The organism is Kitasatospora sp. NPDC097605, from assembly GCF_040302725.1.
GTDB lineage: Bacteria > Actinomycetota > Actinomycetes > Streptomycetales > Streptomycetaceae > Kitasatospora.
In genome coordinates this window covers 38,684-60,716 of sequence record NZ_JBEOSF010000030.1, presented here as the reverse complement: position 1 = coordinate 60,716, position 22,033 = coordinate 38,684, and the positions used below count along the sequence as shown (strand labels likewise).

At 72.7% G+C, this 22,033-nt stretch carries 22 protein-coding genes; 11 read left to right on the top strand and 11 right to left on the bottom strand.

Translation table 11 applies throughout. From position 1 onward, the window contains the following. The first annotated feature begins 19 nt into the window (after nucleotides 1-19). Both ABTX81_RS28000 and ABTX81_RS27995 read left to right on the top strand, forming a co-directional pair. Entirely contained in the window at nucleotides 20-304 is a 285-nt protein-coding gene (locus tag ABTX81_RS28000) for a hypothetical protein (protein ID WP_350550923.1), read from the top strand. Nucleotides 305-402: 98 nt separating this feature from the next. Next, a complete protein-coding gene (locus ABTX81_RS27995; protein WP_350550920.1) occupies nucleotides 403-1,221 on the top strand; it encodes a class I SAM-dependent methyltransferase in 819 nt (272 codons plus the stop codon). Between the two features lie 56 nt (nucleotides 1,222-1,277). On the opposite strand, the gene ABTX81_RS27990 is transcribed toward ABTX81_RS27995, so the two are convergent. Then, on the bottom strand, nucleotides 1,278-2,108 hold the full coding sequence (locus tag ABTX81_RS27990; protein ID WP_350550917.1) for an SAM-dependent methyltransferase: 831 nt from the start codon (nucleotides 2,106-2,108) through the stop codon (nucleotides 1,278-1,280). Between the two features lie 295 nt (nucleotides 2,109-2,403). On the opposite strand from ABTX81_RS27990, the gene ABTX81_RS27985 reads away from it, so the two are divergent. The 7 genes from ABTX81_RS27985 to ABTX81_RS27955 all read left to right on the top strand — a co-directional run bounded on the left by ABTX81_RS27985 (nucleotide 2,404) and on the right by ABTX81_RS27955 (nucleotide 9,384). Then, on the top strand, nucleotides 2,404-2,790 hold the full coding sequence (locus ABTX81_RS27985) for a PRC-barrel domain-containing protein (protein ID WP_350550915.1): 387 nt from the start codon (nucleotides 2,404-2,406) through the stop codon (nucleotides 2,788-2,790). Nucleotides 2,791-2,911: 121 nt separating this feature from the next. Beyond that, a complete protein-coding gene (locus ABTX81_RS27980) occupies nucleotides 2,912-3,178 on the top strand; it encodes a metal-sensitive transcriptional regulator (protein ID WP_350550913.1) in 267 nt (88 codons plus the stop codon). Nucleotides 3,179-3,306: 128 nt separating this feature from the next. Next, entirely contained in the window at nucleotides 3,307-4,638 is a 1,332-nt protein-coding gene (locus ABTX81_RS27975; protein WP_350550910.1) for a cryptochrome/photolyase family protein, read from the top strand. 263 nt (nucleotides 4,639-4,901) lie between these two features. After that, nucleotides 4,902-6,350 carry an endonuclease/exonuclease/phosphatase family protein gene (locus ABTX81_RS27970; protein ID WP_350550907.1) on the top strand — a complete coding sequence of 483 codons (1,449 nt, stop codon included), beginning with the start codon at nucleotides 4,902-4,904 and terminating at the stop codon, nucleotides 6,348-6,350. 14 nt (nucleotides 6,351-6,364) lie between these two features. Then, a complete protein-coding gene (locus tag ABTX81_RS27965) occupies nucleotides 6,365-8,359 on the top strand; it encodes a phosphocholine-specific phospholipase C (protein WP_350550904.1) in 1,995 nt (664 codons plus the stop codon). 97 nt (nucleotides 8,360-8,456) lie between these two features. After that, nucleotides 8,457-8,930 carry a VOC family protein gene (locus ABTX81_RS27960; protein WP_350550901.1) on the top strand — a complete coding sequence of 158 codons (474 nt, stop codon included), beginning with the start codon at nucleotides 8,457-8,459 and terminating at the stop codon, nucleotides 8,928-8,930. 4 nt (nucleotides 8,931-8,934) lie between these two features. Continuing rightward, a complete protein-coding gene (locus tag ABTX81_RS27955; RefSeq protein WP_350550898.1) occupies nucleotides 8,935-9,384 on the top strand; it encodes an SRPBCC domain-containing protein in 450 nt (149 codons plus the stop codon). Nucleotides 9,385-9,408: 24 nt separating this feature from the next. Here ABTX81_RS27955 and ABTX81_RS27950 read toward each other — a convergent pair whose 3' ends face one another. The 7 genes from ABTX81_RS27950 to ABTX81_RS27920 all read right to left on the bottom strand — a co-directional run bounded on the left by ABTX81_RS27950 (nucleotide 9,409) and on the right by ABTX81_RS27920 (nucleotide 16,207). Continuing rightward, complete coding sequence (locus tag ABTX81_RS27950; RefSeq protein WP_502892875.1) at nucleotides 9,409-10,665, bottom strand: FUSC family protein; 1,257 nt, start codon at nucleotides 10,663-10,665, stop codon at nucleotides 9,409-9,411. Nucleotides 10,666-10,680: 15 nt separating this feature from the next. Beyond that, nucleotides 10,681-11,424 (bottom strand): polyprenol monophosphomannose synthase, encoded by a 744-nt coding sequence (locus tag ABTX81_RS27945; protein ID WP_350550895.1) that lies wholly within the window; start codon nucleotides 11,422-11,424, stop codon nucleotides 10,681-10,683. Nucleotides 11,425-11,608: 184 nt separating this feature from the next. Next, nucleotides 11,609-11,875, bottom strand: coding sequence for a GlsB/YeaQ/YmgE family stress response membrane protein (locus ABTX81_RS27940; RefSeq protein ID WP_350550892.1), 267 nt, complete (start codon nucleotides 11,873-11,875; stop codon nucleotides 11,609-11,611). Nucleotides 11,876-12,003: 128 nt separating this feature from the next. Next, nucleotides 12,004-13,179 carry an ABC transporter ATP-binding protein gene (locus ABTX81_RS27935; RefSeq protein ID WP_350550889.1) on the bottom strand — a complete coding sequence of 392 codons (1,176 nt, stop codon included), beginning with the start codon at nucleotides 13,177-13,179 and terminating at the stop codon, nucleotides 12,004-12,006. Nucleotides 13,180-13,188: 9 nt separating this feature from the next. Then, a complete protein-coding gene (locus ABTX81_RS27930; RefSeq protein ID WP_350550886.1) occupies nucleotides 13,189-14,022 on the bottom strand; it encodes a carbohydrate ABC transporter permease in 834 nt (277 codons plus the stop codon). Further along, nucleotides 14,019-14,924: a carbohydrate ABC transporter permease gene (locus tag ABTX81_RS27925; RefSeq protein ID WP_350551018.1), complete on the bottom strand. Its 906-nt coding sequence runs from the start codon at nucleotides 14,922-14,924 to the stop codon at nucleotides 14,019-14,021. The genes ABTX81_RS27930 and ABTX81_RS27925 overlap by 4 nt, the downstream gene beginning before the upstream one ends. Before the next feature lie 11 nt (nucleotides 14,925-14,935). Beyond that, complete coding sequence (locus tag ABTX81_RS27920) at nucleotides 14,936-16,207, bottom strand: ABC transporter substrate-binding protein (protein ID WP_350550883.1); 1,272 nt, start codon at nucleotides 16,205-16,207, stop codon at nucleotides 14,936-14,938. A gap of 253 nt (nucleotides 16,208-16,460) precedes the next feature. On the opposite strand from ABTX81_RS27920, the gene ABTX81_RS27915 reads away from it, so the two are divergent. Both ABTX81_RS27915 and ABTX81_RS27910 read left to right on the top strand, forming a co-directional pair. Further along, complete coding sequence (locus tag ABTX81_RS27915) at nucleotides 16,461-17,069, top strand: putative DNA-mimic protein (protein WP_350550880.1); 609 nt, start codon at nucleotides 16,461-16,463, stop codon at nucleotides 17,067-17,069. Nucleotides 17,070-17,405: 336 nt separating this feature from the next. After that, on the top strand, nucleotides 17,406-17,888 hold the full coding sequence (locus ABTX81_RS27910; RefSeq protein ID WP_502892874.1) for a hypothetical protein: 483 nt from the start codon (nucleotides 17,406-17,408) through the stop codon (nucleotides 17,886-17,888). A gap of 60 nt (nucleotides 17,889-17,948) precedes the next feature. On the opposite strand, the gene ABTX81_RS27905 is transcribed toward ABTX81_RS27910, so the two are convergent. The 3 genes from ABTX81_RS27905 to ABTX81_RS27895 form a co-directional block, all read right to left on the bottom strand. Then, on the bottom strand, nucleotides 17,949-18,536 hold the full coding sequence (locus ABTX81_RS27905) for a DUF4240 domain-containing protein (RefSeq protein ID WP_350550875.1): 588 nt from the start codon (nucleotides 18,534-18,536) through the stop codon (nucleotides 17,949-17,951). A gap of 146 nt (nucleotides 18,537-18,682) precedes the next feature. Continuing rightward, nucleotides 18,683-19,906 carry a putative PEP-binding protein gene (locus ABTX81_RS27900; protein WP_350550872.1) on the bottom strand — a complete coding sequence of 408 codons (1,224 nt, stop codon included), beginning with the start codon at nucleotides 19,904-19,906 and terminating at the stop codon, nucleotides 18,683-18,685. Continuing rightward, on the bottom strand, nucleotides 19,907-21,784 hold the full coding sequence (locus tag ABTX81_RS27895; RefSeq protein ID WP_350550870.1) for an FAD/NAD(P)-binding protein: 1,878 nt from the start codon (nucleotides 21,782-21,784) through the stop codon (nucleotides 19,907-19,909). Nucleotides 21,785-22,033: the final 249 nt, after the last annotated feature.

The window sequence follows — 22,033 nt, the reverse complement described above, 5'->3', positions numbered from 1 at the left end:
GCCGGGAAGGACACGGATGGTGAGCATGGACCAGGAGTCGGCGCGACTGGCGGCGGACGCGTACTGCCGCGAGCGCGTCCGCGGCTGGGACGATCGCGCGTACCGGCTGAAGATCGACGAGACGGTCGCCGTCGAAGGCGCCTTCGTCTTCGGCTACCTGCCGACGGTCCCCGACGCCCGCGGGCGGCTGCGGGTCGGCGGGAACCTCCCGGTGATCGTGGACCGGGAGACCGGCGAGTGCCGGCTCGTCGCCGGCGTCACGGAGTACTTCGCGCTCCGTGACGAGAAGGAACGACAGGGCTGACCGACCGACGGGTCCGGTGCCCGGGTGCGCTCCACGCGCACCCGGGCACCGCCGTAAAACGGTTTGAGCGGGCGCCGGGGCCTGCCTAGCGTGGTGGCATGAAGAAGATCCCGACTCCCGCCGACTGGCTCGCGGCCAATCGCGCCAACTGGGACGGGCGCGTCCCGGTCCACGTGGCCAGCGACTTCTACGACGTGCCCGGCTTCGTCGAGGGCAAGGAGTCCCTGCGGGACTTCGAGCTCGCCGAGGTCGGCGAGGTGAGCGGGAAGTCCCTGCTCCACCTCCAGTGCCACTTCGGCCAGGACACCCTGTCCTGGGCCCGCCACGGGGCGACCGTCACCGGTCTGGACTTCTCCCGTCCTGCCGTGGAGACCGCCACCGAACTGGCCGGGCGGATCGGCATGGACTCCGCCCGCTTCGTCGTCTCCGACGTGTACGAGGCCGTGGCCGCGCTGGACGGGCAGCGCTTCGACATCGTGTACACCGGCCTCGGCGCGCTCTGCTGGCTCCCGGACCTCACCCGCTGGGCACGGACGGTGGCGTCCCTGCTCGCCCCCGGAGGCTTCCTCTACCTCGCGGAGTTCCACCCCTTCGGCGACATCCTGGCCGAGGACGGCCGGACGGTGGAGTACGACTACTTCCATGCCGAGGGGCGGGTCTGGGACGAGCCCGGCACCTACACCGACGGTGAGGTGGCGTCCACGGTCCCCGCCGTCACCGTCGACTGGCAGCACGGGATCGGCGAGGTCGTCAGCGCCCTGGTCGCCGCCGGCCTGCGGATCGAGTTCCTCCACGAACACGACTTCACCGTGTTCGCCCGCTTCCCGGTGCTGGAGCACGACGGGGTCTTCCGCCTCCCGGAGGGTCAGCCGCGCGTCCCGCTGATGTACTCGCTCCGCGCGAGCCGCCCCGCCTGACAGCGACCCGCCCCGCCTGACAGCGACCCGCCCCCGCAGGCCCGCCCCCGCCGGGGTCACGGCTTGCGGGCCACCGCGCCGTACATGCTGACCCGGTCGGCGCCCGCGGGCAGGGCGCCGTCGGGGCGCCAGAGCGGGACGGTGACGACCCCCGGGTCGAGGACCTCCAGGCCGTCGAGGAAGGCCCGCACCTGGTCCCGGGTGCGGCCCACCAGGGGAGCGGTGGCCTTGCTGTAGACCCCCGTCACCCGGTCGCGGACCTCGGCGGGGAGGAAGTCCGCGGTGCCGTGCGAGAGGATCAGGTGGCTGCCGGGGGCCAGCCTGTCCAGCAGGGTGCGCACCACCTCGTAGGGGCCCTCCTCGTCCCGCACGAAGTGCAGGACGGCGGCGAGGACGAGGGCCATCGGGCGGTCGAAGTCGAGCAGTTTCTCGGCCGCGGCGTCGGCGAGGAGCTCGTCGGGCCGGCGCAGGTCGGCCTGGATGACGGTGGTCCGGCCGACGGCGGTGCCGCCCATCAGGGCGCGGGCATGGGCGAGCACGATCGGGTCGTTGTCCACGTAGAGGACCCGGGCGCCGGGATCGACCGCCTGGGCGATCTCATGGGTATTACCGGCCGTGGGGATGCCGGTTCCGATGTCAAGGAACTGGGTGATGCCGAGGTCGGTCACGCACCGTACCGCCCGGGTGAGGAAGGCCCGGTTGGCGCGCGCGGTGGAACGGAATTCGGGGTTGGCCGCCAGAGCCCGCTCGGCGGCTTCGCGGTCGGACGGGAAGTTGTCCTTTCCTCCCAGGTAGTAGTCGTACATCCGGGCGGGGTGCGGGATGTCCGGACGGAGGTCGGCGGGGACGCCCGGTTCGCCCTGCTCCCACATGCTCTCGTAACTCACCACTGCTGCCGTGCCTCCGCCCAGGTGATCTGATGATCCGTCGGCCGACAGCGTAGGTGTTCGATGGGTCTCCTGTGCGTGGTTGGTCGGTTCACCCCCGGTTGTGCGGAATGGGCCTCTTGCTACCCCTACGACGGAGCCCCTCCCCGCCCAGGACGACCGCCGGCCGTCACGTTCACCCGATCGGGCGAGGACCGGCCCGGCAGGCGCTTCACGCGCTCCCGGCGCAGGATGGGAGGGTCCGGGGCACTGCCCAACCGAGCTGCCGCCCGTGGGGCGGCTACGGGAGGTCGCCATGGCCGTCGCCGAGATCGTTCCGGCCGACATCAGGGAGTGGCGGGGTCAGGCCGTCGTGGACCAGAAGGGCCACAAGATCGGCAAGCTGGAGTCCGTCTACGTCGAGACCGCCAGCGACGAGCCGTACTTCGCGACGGTCACCATCGGTCCGGCCGTCGCGGTCGGGCTGAACGTCAACAGCAAGCTGGTCTTCGTACCCCTGGACGGAGCCGTGCTGGGCCCGGGCTACCTCAAGGTGGCGTTCGCGCGGGCGCTGGTCAAATCGGCGCCGTCGATCGGCGTCGACGACGTCCTGCCCGCCGAGGCCGAGCCGGAGGTGTTCGCGCACTACGGCCTCGACTACGCCACCGGCACCGGCGGCGAGCGGAGGCTGGCCCGCCGCTGACCGGGGCACCCGCGGCCCGGCCCACCCGTCCGCCGCCCGCCCCGCTGCCGGCCCCCGGGGCAGTGATACCCCACGGGGTACACTGGACAACCGGTAGTCGACAGCGTAAGGCGGTGCTGAGATGCAGGTGGACGAGGAGGCCGTGGGTGCGGTCCTGAACCGGCTCCGGCGTGCCCAGGGGCAGCTGGCGGGCGTGATCGCGATGATCGAGGCCGGCCGGGACTGCAAGGACGTGGTGACCCAGCTGGCCGCCGTCTCCCGGGCCCTCGACCGGGCCGGCTTCAAGATCGTGGCGAGCGGCATGCGCCAGTGCATGGCGGGCGCCGACGCCGACGCGCCGCCGATGACCGAGGCCGAGCTGGAGAAGCTCTTCCTGGCCTTGGCCTGACCTCCGCGCCGGCCCTGGCCTGACCTCCGCGACACCCCCGGCGGGGGCGCGCACCATCGTGGTGCGCGCCCCCGCCGTTCGCGCGCCACACCCCGTGCCACCCGCGTCCCTGCCAGGCTGGTCCTCCCATGACTCTCGCCATCGCCCTGCTCACCCAGGACCTCCGCCTGCACGACAACCCCGCGCTGCACGCGGCCTGCGCCGCGGCGGACCAGGTCGTCCCGCTCTTCGTGCCGGACCCCGACATCGCGGCCGCCGGTTTCGCCGCGCCCAATCGCGCCGCCTTCCTCGCCGACTGCCTCACCGACCTGGACGCCGCCCTGCGCCCCCTCGGCGGCCGGCTGGTGCTGCGCCGCGGACCCGCCGCAACCGCCACGGCCCGGCTGGCCGCCGAGCTGGACGCCGCCTCGGTGCACGTCGCCGCCGGCGTGAGCGCCTTCGCCCAGCGCCGCGAACAGGCGCTGCGCGCCGCCCTCGGCGACCGCCTGCACGTCCACGACGGCTCGCTCACCGTCCTCGTCCCCGGCGCGGTGACCCCTGCGGGCAAGGACCACTACGCCGTCTTCACCCCGTACTTCCGCGCCTGGTCGCAGGCACCCCGCCGGACCGTCCACCGCCCGCCGAAGGCGCTGCGCACACCGGAGGACATCGCGAGCGAGCCCGTCCCCACCGCGCGGCCGGAGTCGCCCGCCCTCCCGCCGGGCGGCGAACGGGCCGGCCGGCGGCTCTGGCGCCGCTACGAGCTGGACCGCTACGCCGAGCTGCACGACGACCTCGCGGCCGACGGCACCTCGCGCCTCTCGCCGTACCTGCACTTCGGCTGCCTCTCAGCCGCCGAACTCGCGGCCGAGGCGCTCCGGCACGGCGGCGACGGCGCCGAAGCGTTCGTCCGGCAGCTGGTCTGGCGCGACTTCCACCACCAGGTGCTCGCCGCCCGCCCGTCGGCCGCGCACCACGCCTACCGCGACCGGGGCGACCACTGGCTGCCGGAGGACGACGAGGAGTGCGCGGCCTGGCGCGCCGGGCGCACCGGGTTCCCGCTGGTCGACGCGGGCATGCGCCAACTCGCCCACGAGGGCTGGATGCACAACCGGGCCCGGCTGGTCACCGCCTCCTTCCTCGCCAAGACCCTCTACCGGGACTGGCGGATCGGCGCGCGCCACTTCCTGCGGCTGCTGGTGGACGGGGACCTCGCGAACAACCAGCTCAACTGGCAGTGGGTGGCGGGCACCGGCACGGACACCCGGCCCAACCGGGTGCTCAACCCGCTGGCGCAGGCCGACCGGCTGGACCCGGACGGCGCCTACGTCCGGCGCTGGGTCCCGGAGCTGGCGCACGTCCCCGGGCGGGCGGTGCACCGCCCGTGGCTGCTGGCCGAACGCCCCGCCGGCTACCCCGACCCGCTCGTCGACCCGGCCGCCCTCTCCGACCGCCTGCGCACCGCCCGCGGCCTGGACTGATCCCCGCAACATCCGGCAAACTCCCGCAGATCCCCGCGAATCCCCTCCGATCCGCTCCGGTCCGACAGTTCCCGAACCGCCCGACGTTGCGTCACGTTGCGTTCACGCGCCGGTCGCCGTCCTTCGGATGAATGGGCCCGGCCCCGCAGTTGTACAGCCAACTGCTGATGGGGCCGCCCTTCCCAGCCTCCGTCAGCAGCCGTGGACGGCCCCGGTCCGGTACCCCCCGACGGCCCGGCGCCCGAGCGGCGGACAGGACATCCGTGGCCACCGGCAGCACCCTGACCCCCAGCGCGTCCCACGCCCCCTTCGAGGGCGACCGGCTCACCTTCCACTGGACCACCGACGCCCCCGACCCGAAGAACTGGGTCGGCGTCTACGACGGCGACCGGCAGCCCGGCAACGGCGGCTCGCTGCTCTGGAAGTACACGCCGGGCACGGCGGGCGACGTCCAGCTCGACACCTCCGCGCTCACCGGCGGCCCCTACACGGCGTACCTGCTGGCCAAGGACGGCTACGGCATCCTCGCCAGGACCGAGCCCTTCACCTTCCGCCCCAAGCCCGCCGTGGTCCGCCCGCACGCCGCCGTGGACGCCTTCACCGCCACCCCGGTCGCCCCCGGCGAGGCCGTCACCGTCAAGCTCGGCGGCCTCTGGTCCCGCCCGGAGGGGAACCCGGCCGGCAGCGCCGCCTTCCGCAAGGTCTCCGGCCCGGCCTGGCTCGCGGTCGCCGCCGACGGCACCGTCACCGGCACCGCGCCGGCCGGCAAGGCGCCGCGCACCCCGGAGGTGCTGGTCGTCGGGGTCAAGGACAGCGCCGGCGCCACCGACACCGTCACCGTGCTGCTCCCGGTCGCCGACCCGGCCGCCGCGCCGCGCCTCAAGGTGGCGAGCTGGAACCTCGCCGACGCGGGCGCCGCCTTCACCGACGCCCTGGAGAAGCAGTTGCGCGTCGTCCTGGCCCAGGGCCTGGACGTGCTGGCGCTCCAGGAGACGGCCGGCAAGGCGGCCCGGAACCTGGCCGACGCGCTGGGCTGGTACGCCCACCAGAGCGCCGGCAGCGTCGGCATCCTCAGCCGGTACCCGCTGACCGCCGTCACCGCGCCGACCGCCGCCCTGCCCGCCGCCGCGGCGACCGTCCAGCTGCCCGGCGGTCGCGCCGTCCGCGTCTGGAGCGCGCACCTGGACGAGGCGGACTACGGCCCCTACGCCGCCCAGGACGGGCGGAGCGCCGCGCAGATCACGGCGGCGGAGGCCGCCTCCACCCGCTTCCAGCAGGCCAAGGCGCTGGCCGCCGCGGTCCAGGCCGAGCCCGTCGGCGTCCCGGTGGTGCTCGCCGGCGCGCTGTCCTCGCCGTCCCACCTGGACTGGACGGCCGCCACCGCCACCGCGCACGGCGGCGTCGGAGCGCTCGCCTGGCCCGTCACCACCGCGCTCCAGGCCGCCGGTCTCACCGACACCTTCCGCGAGGAGAACCGGGACCCGGTCAAGGCTCCGGGCATCACCTGGTCGCCGACCCGCAAGCAGCGCGCCACCGGCAAGGCCGAACCGCAGGACCGGATCGACTACGTGCTGTACCGCGGCCGGCTGAAGCTGGTCGAGGCGCACACCCTGGTCGCCGACTGGCCGGCCACCGGCGCCGACCCGGCCGCCCTCGCCGCCAACCAGTGGCCGTCCGACACCGCCGCCGCGGTCGCCACCTTCCAGCTCTGAAAGGCCAGTTCGCGATGTCCGACCTCTCCCGCCGCACCTTCGTCGGCGCCACCGCGGCCGCCGGCGCCGCCGCCCTGACCGGCCTGCCCGGCTCCCCGGCGCAGGCCGCCCCCGCACCGGGCCGGCTCACCGGCACCATCAAGGACGTCAAGCACGTCGTGGTGCTGATGCAGGAGAACCGCAGCTTCGACCACTACTTCGGCACCCTCAACGGCGTGCGCGGCTTCGGCGACAAGCAGGCGCTGCAATTCCCGGACGGCACCGACGTGTTCCGCCAGCCCGACCCGCGCCGCAGCGACGGCGACGTCATGCTGCCCTACCGGATGGACACCTCGAAGTACAACGCCCAGAACGCCGGCGGCCTGCCGCACGACTGGGCGACCGGTCACCAGGCCATCAACAACGGCGCGATGAACAAGTGGATCGCCGCCAAGGGCGAGCGCACCATGGGCTACTTCACCCGTGAGGACATCCCCTACCAGTACGCGCTCGCGGACGCGTTCACCCTCTGCGACGCCTACTTCACCTCGCTGGCCGGCCCGACCGACCCCAACCGGCTCTACCTGTGGACCGGCACCGCCGGCCCCGGCCGGGACGGCACCACCGGCCCGTGGATCGACAACACCCCGGTGACGGACAACCCGGTCGCCGACTGGACGACGTACGCCGAGCGCCTCCAGCAGGCCGGGGTGAGCTGGCGGGTCTACCACAACCCCAGCAAGGACGACCGCACCGGCGACTACGACGACAACGCGCTCTCCTACTTCAAGCAGTTCCACAACTTCCCCAAGGACGACCCGCGTTACATCAACGCGATGACCAAGTTCGACCCGGCGGCCTTCGACGCGCACTGCAAGGACGGCACCCTGCCGACCGTCTCCTGGCTGGTCGCCCCCTACCTGTTCTCCGAGCACCCGGAGGCCGGCCCGGCGTACGGCGCGCACTGGGTGAACCAGGCCCTGCAGTCGCTGATGTCCAACCCGGACGTGTGGCGGCACACCGTCTTCCTGGTGATGTACGACGAGAACGACGGCTACTTCGACCACCTGATCCCGCCGACCCCCGAGCCGGGCACACCGGAGGAGTTCACCCAGGGCCGCGCCATCGGCCTCGGCAACCGCGTCCCGCTCTGGGTCATCTCGCCCTGGTCGCGTGGCGGCTGGGTCAACTCCCAGGTCTTCGACCACACCTCCGTGCTGCGCTTCATGGAGCAGGTCACCGGTGTCGCCGAGCCCAACATCTCCGCCTGGCGCCGCGCCGTCTGCGGCGACCTCACCAGCTGCTTCGACTTCGCGGCGCCGGACCACTCGATCCCGCGACTCCCGGACACCACCGCCCTGATGGCCGAGGCCGACGCCGGGACCAAGCTGCCCGGCGTGCAACTGCCCGCCGTCGGCGCCCAGTCGATGCCGGTCCAGGAGCGCGGCGACCGCCCGCACCGCCAACTGCCCTACCAGCCCTGGGCGGAGGCCGAGGTGGACCGGCGCACCGGCCGGGTCACCTGCACGCTGAGCAACGACGGCGGCGTCTCCTTCCCGTACACCGTCTACCCCAACATCGCGCAGCCGTTCGCCGGCACGCCGTTCACGGTGGCTCCGGGCGCCACGGCGACGTACGTCTGGGAGGCCGCGGCGACCAACGGCCGCTACGACTTCACCGTGCACGGCCCGGACGGCTTCGTCCGCCGCTTCGCCGGCACCGTGGTCCGCGAGGGCGCCGGCGGCGCCGACGTCCCGGCGGGGCAGGACGACATCGGCATCCCGATCGTCACCGCCGACCTCTCCAAGTCCGGCCGGCTCACCCTCCAGCTGGTCAACGACGGCATGACCGACGTCTGCTTCTCGGTCGCGCCGAACGACTTCGCGGGCACCGCGCAGACCGTCTGGGTGCGGCCCGGCAAGCAGACCAACCTCGCCTGGCCGCTGGACAAGCAGGGCCGCTACGACGTGGTGGTCACCGCCGCCACCGGCCAGCGCTTCACCCGGCGCTACGCGGGCTGGGTGCACTGACCCGGGAGCCGCGGCGGCCGCGGCCGGGGGCGCCGAACCGGTGACCCCCGGCCGTGGCGCGGCCGCCCGGCCGGGGCCCGCCGCTACCGTCGGCTCCATGCAGCAGATCACCCCATGCCTCTGGTACGACGACCAGGCCGAGGAGGCCGCCCGCTACTACACCTCGGTGTTCCCGAACTCGCGGATCACCGAGGTCACCCACTACACCGAGGCGGGCCCCGGCACGCCCGGCGCCGTGCTGACCGTCGCCTTCGAACTCGACGGCCGCCCGTTCGTCGCCCTCAACGGCGGCCCGATCTTCCCGTTCACCGAGGCCGTCTCGCTCCAGGTGCAGTGCGACGACCAGGCGGAGGTGGACCGGCTCTGGGCGGCGCTGCTGGAGGGCGGCGGCCAGGAGAGCCAGTGCGGCTGGCTCAAGGACCGCTGGGGCCTGTCCTGGCAGGTCACCCCCCGGATCCTGATCGACCTGGTCTCCGGCCCGGACCGTGACAAGGCCGCCCGGGTGACCCGGGCCATGCTGTCCATGCGCAGGATCGACGTCCAACAGCTGCTCGACGCGGCCGAGGGGTGAGCGCATGGCCGTCCCCGCCTACCGCCACATCTCCTACCTGCACGCCGCCCCGCAGCGGGTCTGGCACGCGCTGACCAACCCCGACGAGTCCGGCCTCTACTGGGGCCACCGCAATGTGTCCACCTGGCAGCCGGGCGCCCGCTGGGAGCACCAGCGCGCGGACGGCTCCGGCGTCGCCGACGCGTTCGGCACGGTGGAGACGGCCGAGCGGCCGAACCTCCTGGTCACCACCTGGTCCGGCCCCGGCGAGCAGCGCCCCGCCGGTCCGTCCCGGGTGACCTTCGAGCTGCACTCCCACCGCGACCTCACCCGGCTGACCGTGACCCACGACAACCTGGCCGACGAGGCCGAGCGGGCGGACGCCGAGGCGGGCTGGTCGGCCGTGCTGTCCAATCTGAAGACCTACCTGGAGACCGGCCACCCGCTGCCGCAGGACCCCTGGACGATGCCCTGAGCCCGTGGCCCCGCCGGGTCCGGGTCAGCGCCGCCCGGCGCGCCTGCGCCGGCGGCGCACCCGGGCGAACCCCGGACGGTCGCCGCGCACCCACCGGCGCACCCGGCCGAGCCGGGAGAACCGCTCCCGGCTCGCCACCGACGCCCGGTCCAGCTCCTCCATCAGCCGCCGGGAGCGGTGCTCCAGGTCCAGCTCGTCGAGGATCCGGTCGACCTCGGTCAGCAGCGAGCCGAGCAGGTGCCAGGCCTCCGGGTCCGCCCGCACCTGCTCCAGCAGCAGCCGGGCGACGTTCTCGCGGCTCGCCCAGGCGGCCGCCAGTTCGGCGTTCAGCCGCTCCTCGGCCTCCTCGGCGTTCAGGCTGACCTGGGTGGTCACCAGCACGGCGAAGCTCACCAGCGCGCCGCCGACGTGCGCCAGCAGCTCCTCCATCGCCACCGCCAGGGCCGGGGCGACCAGCGGCTCGCCGGGCCGGCGCCGTTTGGCGAGGTCGGTCAGCGAGCGCGAGATGACCCGGATCACCACCACGCAGATCTCCAGGGTGTCCAGCCCGGTGCGCAGCACAAGCCGGGAGAGCAGCCCCTCGCTGATCCGCGGATTGAAGCGCAGGCTGTCCTCGGCCTGGCGCAGTGCGGCGTCGACGTCGGCGATCGCCTGGTCGAGCCGGCGGGCCTCGTGCAGGCGCTCGGCGGCGTCCGCGACCGGGGTGGGCCGGCCGAGCTGGTCGGAGAGGTCGACGAGCAGGTGCCGGGCCCGGCGGGCGAGGTCCTCGATGGACTGGCCCGCGGTGTCCACCCAGACGGGTGGCGCGAACACCAGGTTGAACAGCAGGCCGACGGTCGCGCCGATCAGCGTCTCCAGCACCCGGTCCCAGGCCCGGGAGGTCACCTGGGTGACGCCGAGGATCAGCATCGCGCTGATCGCGACCTCCTGGACGAACTCGTCCACCCGGACGAACCGGCCGATCACCAGCGAGGCCAGGATGATCAGTCCGAGGCTCCACCAGGAGAGCCCGACCACCGTGCTGAAGCCGATCGCGATCAGCACGCCGACCACCACCGAGTTCACCCGGCGGATGCTGGTGGTGAGCGTCGAGTAGACGGTGACCTGGACGACCAGCAGCGCGGTGAGCGGCGCGGTCAGCGGGGCGGGCTCGCTGCTGAGCCAGGTCGCCACCACGTAGGAGAGCGTGGCGGCGACGGTCGCCCGGGCGGTCTGCACGGCGAAGGGTTCACGGGCGGCGCGCCGCACCAGTGCGGCGGCCCGCTCGGGCGCCAGGGCCACGCGGGACCTCCTTCGCTACGGCTTCTCGCGGCGCCCCTCGCGCAGCAGCTTCCACGGCGCGAGCGCCGATTCCACCTGCACGCCGAGGCTCATCTTCGACGCGCCCTCGACCCGCTCCTCGAAGCGGATCGGCACCTCCTTGACGGTGAGCCCGCGCCGCACCACCCGGTGGTTCAGCTCGACCTGGAAGGAGTACCCGTTGCTGTGCACCGACGGCAGGTCGATCGCCCGCAGGGTCTCCGCGCGCCAGGCCTTGTAGCCGGCGGTGGCGTCCCGCACGCCCAGGCCGAGGATGGTGTTCACATAGAGGTTGGCCCAGGCGGAGAGCGCCTTGCGGTGCCACGGCCACTCCTCGGCGGTCGACCCGCCCGGCACGTACCGGGAGCCGATCACCACCGCCGTGTCGTCGGCCAGCAGCGTCGTCACCATCAGCGGCAGGACGGAGGCCGGGTGGGACAGGTCGGCGTCCATCTGCACGACCACGTCCGCGCCGTCCTCCAGCGCCCGGGTCATCCCGGCGACGTACGCCCGGCCGAGGCCGTCCTTCTCGGTGCGGTGCAGCACCCGGATCCGGTCGTCGGACTCCACGGCCAGCTTGTCGGCGATCTCGCCGGTGCCGTCGGGGGAGTTGTCGTCGACCACCAGCAGGTGCAGGTTCGGCAGATCGAGGCCGGCCAGCAGTCCGGCGAGGACCGGAAGGTTCTCCCGCTCGTTGTAGGTGGGCACGACCACAACGACCTTGGGGGAGGCCTCGACCATCTTCTGTTCCCTCGCGAGTTCGGCGCCCGTGGGCCGGCGCGGTCATCGGCGGCCGCGGCGGGTCGGACGGTCGTCCAGTGCTCCGGCCGTCGTCGGTACCACGGCCGGTCCGCCGGTCCGTGGGACGGCACGTACGGCCGTGCGAGTCTAGCCGCGCCGTCGCGGACGCCGCCGCGCCCGACCGTCATCTGGTCCGTCGGGAGCTCCAGGCGGGGGCGACGACGGCGACCAGGGCGATGGCGAAGCCGAGCTGGAGCAGATGGCGGATCCAGTCGATCCCGGAGGTGTTCCGGACGCCGATCCAGCCGGAGACCGCGTTGCCCAGCCAGGCCCCGGCCGCGCCGAGCAGCATGGTCAGCCACCAGGGGATCGACTGCGGGCCGCGCAGGACCAGCTTGGCGATCACGCCGAGCACGAAACCGATGAGCAGAATCCACAGGAGCTGGAACATCGCATTCCACCTTTCGAGGCGCGTTCCCCCATGATCGCCCGAACCGCCCGGTACGGCACGTCCAGCGGGGGAGCGGGGGTCGTACGCGCCCCCGCCTGCCCGTTTCCCCGGATCCCAACCCTCGTCCGCTAGCTCCCGCCGCTGAGCGCCGCCCCGGTGGCCGGGTCGAAGACGTGCAACCGCTCGGTGTCGATCCACAGGTCCAGCGGCGCGCCCTCGGCCGCCCGGGTGGCGGTGCCGATCCGGGCCACCACCTCCCGGCCGGGCGCCCCTGCGCCCGCCTCCTGCTGCCGCGCGCCCAGCTCCTCCAGACCGCCGCCGGAGACCGCGTCGCCCTCCACGGTGAAGTGCGCGAACACGTCGGAGCCCACCGACTCGAGCACCTCGACCCCGACCGTCACCGTCGCGCCGCCGCTCGGGTGCTCCAGCAGCGCGGCGTCCTCGAAATGCTCGGGGCGGATGCCGACCACCACCTCGCGCGGCGCGTCCGCCGCCGTGAGCCGCCGGTGCAGCCGGTCGCCCAGCGGCAGGTCGCCGAGCGCGGTGCGCAGGGCCCCCTCCTCCAGCCGGCCGTGCAGCAGGTTCATCCCGGGCGAGCCGATGAACCCGGCGACGAACAGGTTGGCCGGCTCGTCGTAGAGCCGCTGCGGCGGTCCGACCTGCTGGACCAGGCCCGCGCGGAGCACCACCACCCGGTCGCCCAGCGTCATCGCCTCGACCTGGTCGTGGGTGACGTAGACGGTGGTGGTGCCCAGACGCCGCTGCAGCCGGGAGATCTGGGTGCGCATCTGCACCCGCAGCTTGGCGTCCAGGTTGGACAGCGGCTCGTCCATCAGGAACGCCTTGGGGTCGCGGACGATCGCCCGGCCCATCGCGACCCGCTGGCGCTGCCCGCCGGAGAGGTTGGCGGGGCGGCGGTCGAGGTGCTCGGTGAGGTCGAGGATCCGGGCGGCCTCCTCCACCTTGGCGGCGATCACCGCCTTGTCGGCCTTGGCCAGCCGCAGGGCGAAGCCCATGTTCTGACGTACAGTCATATGCGGGTAGAGCGCGTAGCTCTGGAACACCATCGCGATGTCCCGGTCCTTGGGCGCCCGGTCGTTGACCACCTGCCCGCCGATCCTCAGGGTGCCGCCGGTGATGTCCTCCAGGCCCGCGATCATGTTCAGGGTGGTGGACTTCCCGCAGCCCGAGGGGCCGACCAGGATCACGAACTCGCCGTCGGCGACGGTCAGATCGAGGTCGTGGACGGCCACCGAGCCGTCGGGGTAGCGCTTGCTGATGCCGTCGAGGACGATCTCCGCCATCGGTCCGCGTCATCCCTTCACTGCGCCGGCGGTCAGGCCGGCCACGATGCGGCGTTGGAAGAACAGCACGAACAGCACGATCGGCACCGTGATCACCACCGCCGCGGCGGCGATCGAGCCGGTCGGCTGCTGGAACTGGGAGCTGCCGGTGAAGAACGCGATCGCGGCCGGCACGGTGCGCGCGGCGTCCGTGGAGGTCAGCGAGATCGCGAACAGGAAGTCGTTCCAGCAGAAGATGAAGACCAGGATGGCGGTGGTGAACACGCCCGGGGCCGCCAGCGGGGCGATCACCAGCCGGAACGCCTGCGCGGGGGTGGCGCCGTCCACCTTGGCGGCCTTCTCCAGCTCCCACGGGATCTCCCGGAAGAACGCCGACAGGGTGTAGATCGCCAGCGGCAGCGAGAAGGTCATGTAGGGGATGATCAGCCCCGCCCAGGTGTCGAAGATCCCCAGCGCCCGCTCGATCTCGAACAGCGGCGAGACCAGCGAGATCGGCGGGAACATCGCGATCAGCAGCGACATCCCGATCAGCAGCCGCTTGCCGGGGAAGCGCAGCCGGGCCACCGCGTACGCCGCCATGGTGGCGAGCACCACCGCGATGGTGGTGGCGATCACCGCGATGCCGATCGAGTTGACCAGCGCCCGGGTGAACTCCGTGGTGCGGAAGATGCCGCGGTAGTTCTCCAGCGTCCAGCTGCGCGGCACGAAGTCGCCGTCGGTCAGGGTGGCCGGGTCCTTGAAGGAGAGCGCGGCGATCCACCAGACCGGGAACAGCGCGTACAGCACCACCACCAGGTTGACCACGCCCCAGCCCGCCCCGGAGCGGGCCTGCCGGGCGGTCACCGCTGCTCCGCCGAACCGCCGGGCGTGGCCGCGCCGAAGACCTTCACGAAGACCACCGCGATCGCCGCCACGCAGAGGAACACCAGCACCGAGATCGCCGAGCCGATGCCCAGGTTGAGCGCGGTGAACAGGTTGTCGTAGCCGAGGATCGACACCGAGCCGGTGTCATTGGCGCCGCCGGTCAGCACATAGATGTTGTCGAAGATCCGGAACGCGTCGAGGGTCCGGAACAGCAGCGCCACCAGGATGGCCGGCTTCATCAGCGGCAGGATCACCAGCCGCAGCCGCTGTCCGAACCCGGCGCCGTCGACCATCGCGGCCCGCACCGTCTCGGCCGGGACCAGCGCCAGGCCGGCCAGCAGGAGCAGCGCCATGAACGGCGTGGTCTTCCACACCTCGGCCAGCACGATCAGGGCGATCGCCGGCCAGTGCTCGGTGAGCGGCGCGCTGCCCTCCGGCAGCAGCGCCGCCAGGTACCCGGTACCGGGCGTCCAGGCGTACTGCCAGGAGTAGGCCGCCACCACGGTGACGATGCCGTACGGCACCAGCACCGCCGTGCGCACCAGGCCCCGGCCGATCACCGCCCGGTGCATCACCAGCGCCAGCGCCAGGCCCAGCACCAGCTCCACCGTCACCGAGACGACGGTGATCAGCACCGTCACCCAGAGCGCCTGCCACCAGTACGAGGAGGACAGCACGGCGCCGTAGTTGGCGAGGCCGACGAACGCCGAGCGGTCCGGGAAGCGCAGGTCGTAGCGCTGGAAGGAGAGGTAGACGGCGTAGCCGACCGGATAGGCCGTCACCAGGAGCATCACCAGCACGGCGGGGGCGCACAGCAGCCAGGCGAGCCGGCGTTCCTGCCGGGAGCCCTCGGAGAGCCGGCCGGAGGCTCCGGTTCTCATTCTGGTCGCGGTCACGGAATCAACCCCTTCGAGCCGAGCGCGTCCCTGATCTGCCCGGCGAGGTCGGCCACCGTGCGCTCCGGGTCCACCTCCGAGGGCGGGGAGAGGGCGTGCGCGACGGCGATCGAGACGTTCTGGTACGCGGGTGTCTGCGGCCGCACCGAGGCGGAGTCGAGGGCCTTCAGCACGTCCGCCGCGAACGGGTAGCTCGCGGTCAGCTCGGCGGCGGCGTACAGGCCGCGCAGCGACGGCGGCAGGCCGCCCTTGAGCGCGTTGGTCAGCTGGTTCTCGCGGTTGCGCAGGCACAGGACGGCCTCCTGGGCCGCCTCCGGGTGCCGGGAGTAGGCGCCGACGGCGAGGTCGATGCCGCCGATGGTCACCGTCGCGGGCCGCCCGGGGACCACCGAGGGGTAGGGCGCCCAGCGGAAGTGGGGGAACAGCTCGGGCTTGTTCTCCTTCATCGACGGATAGACGAAGGGGTAGTTGAGCTCGAAGGCGGCGGTGCCGGACTCCATCGCGAGCCGGTTCTCGTCCTCCATCTGGTTGGAGAGCGACGGGTCGGCGGCGGGGGAGCGGGCGAGGTCGCGGATCACCCGGGCGGCGGTCACGGCCGGCTCGCCCAGCGAGGGCGCCGTCGCGTCGGGCGTGAGGATCGAGCCGCCCGCGCTGGTGACCAGGGTGTTGAACCAGACCGTCAGGCCTTCGTACTGCGCGCCCTGCACCTCGATGAAGTGCGGCTTGTCCTGCTCGGCGAGGCGCCGCGCCATGTCCAGCATCTCGTCCCAGGTGGCGGGCGCGGTGGGCACCAGGTCGTCGCGGTACCAGAGCAGCTGGGTGTTGGAGTTGTACGGGACGGCGTACAGCCGGTCCTTCCAGGTGGCCGTCCGCAGCGCCGCCGTCAGGGTGTCCTCGCTCGCCCGCTCGCGCAGCGCGCCGGTCCACTCGCGCACCCAGCCGGCCTCGGCGAACTCCGGCGTCCAGGTGACGTCCAGCCCCATGATGTCCACGCCGGTGTCGTGCGCCGCCAACCGGCGCACCAGTTGCTGGCGCTGGCCGTCGGCGGTGCGCGGCAGCTTGTTGTAGCGGATGGAGTAGCGACCGCCGGAGTCGCGCCCGCAGTTGTCCGCGGCCTGCTGGAGCGCGCCCGAGTCGTCCGGGAAGTTGTACCAGTCGAGGACCACTGCCCCGCCGTCCCCGGAACCCCCGCCACCGCCGCACCCCGCCACCGTCCAGGCGAGCAGCAGCACCAGGGCGGCGGCGACCCGCTGCTTCGGTCTGGGCATCGCGGCTCCCTCCGGTCGACCGGCCCGCGGCTGGCCCACGGTAGGCCGCCCGCCCGGCTCCCGCTCCCGACCCGGCGGCCCGACACCCCGGGGACCGCCCGGGCGGCCTAAGGAGGCATCAGGGCACCGGGGGAGCGGCGGGGCATCAGGGCATCAGGTCCGCGACCGCCCGGGCGCAGTCCGTCCCCCGGAGTCGCGGACGGCGGCGCCGGCGGAACCCGCCTGTCGGAGTGATCACCTACGCTGTAGCGCCATGGGACTCTCGATATCGGTGGGAATGCTCCACGACCAGGCACGCAACGACCCGGAGGGCCTCGAGTACCACCGGCGCGCCTTCGACCGGCTCGGCGCGGCGCTCGCGGCGGAGGGGATCGACTGGCACGAGCCGCCGCTCGACGTGGCGGCTGTGCGGGACCCCGCCTTCTCCGGCGGCTTCCCGTACGGCTACCTGACCCGGCTGCGCCGCGTGCTGGCGCTCACCGGCTGCGGCGAGCCGGTCACGCCCGCCGAGGAGGACGGGGCCGGCTGGGAGCGCGACTGCGACCTGATCCGGGACGAGGCGTCGAGGTTCGCCTCGCACCTGATCTGCCACGCCGACAACGCCGGCTACTACGTCCCGGTGGACTTCGCCGACCCGCTGTTCCTGCCCGCCGACGCGGGCGTCGCGGGCGCCGGGATGGTCGGCTCGACCCAGCGCCTGCTGCACGAACTCACCACCATCGCCCCGGCCCTGGGCATCACCCCGGCCGAGCCCGCGCCCGCTCCCGACGGGCCGTTCGAACCCGAGCAGTACGCCTGGCGCCAGCTCCACCGCGCCTGCCTGGCCAGTCTTGCCGACGGCCACGCGATCGTCTTCCACTGACCGCGCACCGCGCGGAGCGTTTCGACGCGCTGAAGGCTGCTGTCCGTCACGGGAAATTCACAGGCTCGGGTCTACCCGCATAGACAACGGTGGGTCATGCTGATGCGGTGCCGGCGCTCCGGGCCCCTCCCTCGTTCCCTGGGGCCCGCGGGCGGCGGCGCCGGACGGACCGTCCGGCCCTCGTGCCGGAGCACTGCCGTGTCACAGCACTGCGTACGACCCCCGCGCCCGGGCCGGTTCGGCAGGCCCGGCGCCGGACTTGCCGCCCTCCCGCCTTCCCGTCGAGGCGGGGCGGGAGCAGGGGTCGAGTCGGAAGCACACCGTTCTCACCGGGAGATGCAGATGAAGCCACGCACCGCAGCCACCGTCGTCGCCCTGGCCTTGGCCGGCCTCGCCCTCTCGGCGCCCACCGCGGGCGCCAGTGGCACCAAGCTGTCCCAGGCGACGGCAGCGAGCCAGTTCCGCAACGCCGGCATCACCTGGAGCTCCAGCGGGGGCTGCACCACCAGGTCCAACTCCACCTGTACCTCGTTCGAGCAGATCAACTCGGGCACCGTGAGCACCATCATCACCCTCAAGCAGTCCAGCGGCTGCGCCATCAACATCACCGGCGGGACCGAGGTGGGCCACGCCTCCGGCACCTACAGCCACTACAACGGCTACAAGGTCGACATCTCCCGCAACTCCTGCATCGACGGCTACATCCAGAACAGCTTCACCTACATCGGCCTCCGGGGCGACGGCTACCCGCAGTGGAAGGCCGCGTCGGGCAACCTGTACTGCAACGAGGGCAGCCACTGGGACATCCTCGTCTACTGACGCCGGCCCCCGGGTGCCGGCTCGCCACGGGGCACCGGCACCCGGGACGTCTCTTGCCGATCAGGAGCCGGCCTCCACGGGGAAGAGGGCGTCGAGCCGGGGTGTCCCGGCCCTCACCGCGGCCTCGACGGTGTCGGTCTCTCCCTCGGGTTCCGCCCATGCCTCCTGGACGGCGTCCAGCGATTCGTGGAACTCCTCCTCGCTGTCGTCCCCGTCGTCCCCCTGGCCCGTCAGCTCGGCGAAAGCCTCCTGGGCCACGTAGTCGAGCTCCTCCCATTCCGGCCACTCGTCGTCGTGCCACTCCCGCAGGTGCCGTCCCGACAGGGCTCGTACCTCGGCGACGTCGGCGAGGGCGTCCGGGTCGGAGAGCACCGCCTGGTAGGTCCGCCGTCCCTGGGCCACCAGCCAGAGCGCGAAGTAGTCGAAGCCGTCGTCGGAGCACAGGCCGCCCTCGATCCGGCGCACCGCCCGCCACAGGGGGTCCGTGGCAACCGCGGCGCACGCGGCCTCCAGACGTGCCTGGAACTCCACCGCCTCCGCGGCCGTCCCGTCCCGCAGCTTCCCGCGCAGCCACTCCAGCCGTTCGTGCCGGCCACCGGGGCGACTGCTCAGCTCATCCATGAGCGCCCAGAAGTTCTCGTCGTCCATGCCCACAGGATCGCAACCGGCACTGACACACCGGGGAGTCCCGGCGAGAAGCGGTCATTCGGGGTGCGAGTCCGGTTCTTTTCGCCCTCTCCGGCAGTGGAGCCGCAGGTCATCGGCCTGCGGCTCCACCGGTCCCGCCGACCCGGTCAGGGGTGCGACCGGAGGATCACCTGCTGGAGTTCGGCGGTGCACATCATGTAGCCGTCCGGGGTCGGCAGGCGGTCCAGGTAGTGGGTGAAGTCCGCGCCCAGCGAGAACACCCGTACCGGGGTGCCCGCCGTGCGCGCGGACTCCACGACCGTCCGCACGCCGTCGATGACGGCCGGGTGCCGGGTCTGGTAGGAGTCGGCCACCAGGTGGTTGGTCCGGTCCGCAGCGAGGTAGAACTGCACGAGGTCCTTCGTGCCGACGAACAGTTCGCTGGCGCCCGCGGCGCAGATCGCCGGAGTGGCGTGCACCGCCGCGGGCGTCTCGATGAACGCGGCCACCGGCACGTCGGCCGGGAGCTCCAGATGCGCTCGGAGCTGGGTGTACTCCTTCGCGTCGTTGAGGAACGGAATCGAGAGGTGCACGCGGCCCGCGTCGTCACCGAGCCGCTCGCGCAGGGATCCGAGCACGGCGTGCAGGGCGTCCCGGTAGGCGGCCGAACCGAGCAGCCAGCGTGCGCCGTGCAGGCCCAGCTCGGGGTTCGGTTCGACCGCGACCGGGGCCAGTTCGGTGACGCCGGCGGCGTGGTCGGAGCGGAGGTCGAGCAGCCTCAGGACCAGCCGCTGGTCGGGCAGGAGCGCCTCGACGAAGGTGCACAGCCGGTCCGCGACGGCCTTCCCGTAGTCCGCGATGTCGGCCGGGCCGCCGTGCAGGGCGTCGAGCGGGCGCAGGCCCGCCGCCAGGCAGAGGAACTCCTCCCGGATGAAGAAGGACTCGACCCGCTTCGCGTCCGGCCCGCACGCGTTGATCGTCCGGATGTCCTGCAGGTCCGCGATCACCGCGCACGCCGAGCCGAGTTCGTCCAGCAACGAACTCTCGCCCCCCGGCCCCTGGGCCCCGGAGCCCGTGTCGGCCCCGAGGACGACGGTCTGGCTCGCCAGGTGCAACGTCACCTCGCCGACCAGGTCGTCGAGATCCTCCTGATCGACGCGGAGCACGGGAATGCCCCTGCCGCGGCAGAGGGACTGCATGTGGCCGGTCGCTCCGCCCGTCCCGCAAATGACCGCACGCGCCGCCACGATCGCTTCGTAGAGACCCGCGTCGAGGGAAGGGGCGACGAGAATGGATCCGTCGAGTGGACCTCTGGTGCGGTTACAGGTGCCTCGCAAAACACTCTGTGTGCCACCGGTCAGTAGGAATCCCTGAATCCGTCGCCCGTTCAACTAGCCCTCCAGAATCTCGGCGTCCGCTATCCCCAGTTGTCGACGCAACTGCCGCGGCGTCACGGTGACGTCGGTGAGTCGTTCAACGGCTGCCCGGTTGACGAGCGTCCTCATCAGGCGCTCTGGCCGGGAAGCAGCGATGGGGAGGGGTGGAAGTCCGCCCATGGACCGGATGCGGTCGTCCAACCGGGAATCGAGCAGTTCCCGCTCGCTCCGAGCCCGTGTGGCCAACCTCCTCACCTCCAGGACTACAGCGTCCTCGAATCCGCCCGGGGTCGCTTCCTCTGAATTGCTGATGTCGTGAGCCGGATCGGCGGCCAATCCGCCTTCCCGCAGTTCCAGTTGCTCGATCGCCCGGGCGGCGACCGTGATGGAATGGTTCTTGATGGCGGCGAGATTGAAGGCGAACGCACCGGTCCGGCCGCGCCGCACGATCTCGTCGCCCTCGCGCAGCACGCCGACCGCGGAGAACGGGCCGGCCGGCTCCCCGCCGGGGCTCAGCAGCGTTCCGTGCTCGTCGACCTCCAGGCCGCGCCCGGTGCGTTCATGGGGCACCGCGATCCCCCTGCGCAGGAGATTGCGCCAGAGCGGCTGGCCGACCCTGCGGTAGTCCGGCTCCTTGCCGAAGTTGGACACCACCAGGTCGGCCTCGATGGTGTGCTCCCCGTCCGGGGCCGCGACCGAGACGACCAGCCGCCCCGACTCCGCCGGCGTGATCCCCCGCACGTTGCCGACGACCAGCCGCACCGCCCCGTCCACCGGGTGCATCGCGCGCTCGATGACGGCCATCGTGTAGTCCACGGCGCCGACGCGGAGTGCGGCGATCGCGGTGCCGAACTCATCCAGCAGGCCACGCAGTTCCGTGGAGGGGATCCGCTCGATGGCCTCCGGAAGATGCGGCTCCCACGCCTTGGCCACCCGCTCCGCGATCACCGCCGGGTCGACCTCGGGGTGCTCCCGGAGGACCGTCGAGCACGCCGTCTCCCACTCGGCCCGAACCCGGGCGAGGAACTCCTCGCGGTCCCGGTACGGCTCCAGCAGGGTCTTCGGGCAGGGGAGTCGTAACACCCCGTGCTCGTGACCGCCGGGGTACGTGCGGAACACCGTGCCGGTCTTGGAGATCAGATGGATCCTCCCGGTGTGCCCCTGGCGCAGCAGCAGGCCCGCCGAGTCGTATGCGCTCAGCACGGACCCGACGATCGCGACGGTCGCCTCGGGCGGGAGCGTCACGAGCTTGTGGACGCCGGCCGCGGAGAACGGGTTCCGCACGAAGCACGGGTGCCCGAGGACGTCGGCGGCGAAGGGCGGATCCCTGAGTTCGAGGCCGGTCGCGAGCACGATGTGGTCGGCGAACAGCGCGGTCGTCTCCGCGCCGCCCGGCCCGGCTTCGCGGCCGTCCACGGCGAGGTGTCGTACGGTCACCTCCACCCCGGTGGCGCGCACTTCCATGTCGACCGCCTCGCCGTCCGCCTCGACGAGCACGACGCCGGGACAGGCTTCCCGCCGGGCCTCGGCCAGCCGGTCGGTCAGGTAGTCCTGGAAGATCCGCCGGGGCGCCGGTCCCTGCTCGACGAACTCGAACTCGTCCCACGGCGCGGGCCAGTTCCGCCGGTCCGCCTCGACGTTGGCCCAGCGGACGAAGTCGAGGACGTCCTCCCGGAACACCGACATCCGGCCCGCCTGGATGTTGAACACATGATCCCAGGGGTTACCGTCCCGGTGGTAGGCGACCCCGGCGGACCGGTAGTCGGAGCGCCGTTCGAGCAGGACGACTTCGAGCGGCTCGCGCGCGAAGCGGAGCAGCCGGATCGCCGTGGCGGTGCCGGCCAGGCCCGCCCCGACGACGAGGACGCGTGGACATCTGTCTGTTCGGCTCACGGTGAAGCCTTCCCTTCGAGCGACGGGGACCCGGCTCTGCTGTCTCGCACCGGGCGCGGATGCGGGGGCTGCTGAGGGCGTGTGACGTCATGCTCCGGCCGGTTGTCCTGAGCAGACCGTGTCGGGGATCGGTTCATGAGCCCAGAATGGCGTGAGAACAGTTCGCCTGTCGGGCTTTTGGCGGCGCCTCCCGGCTCTGGTGCTCGCCGACGGCCGGCTATGCGGGGCGCTGCGGGTCTCCTCTACGCT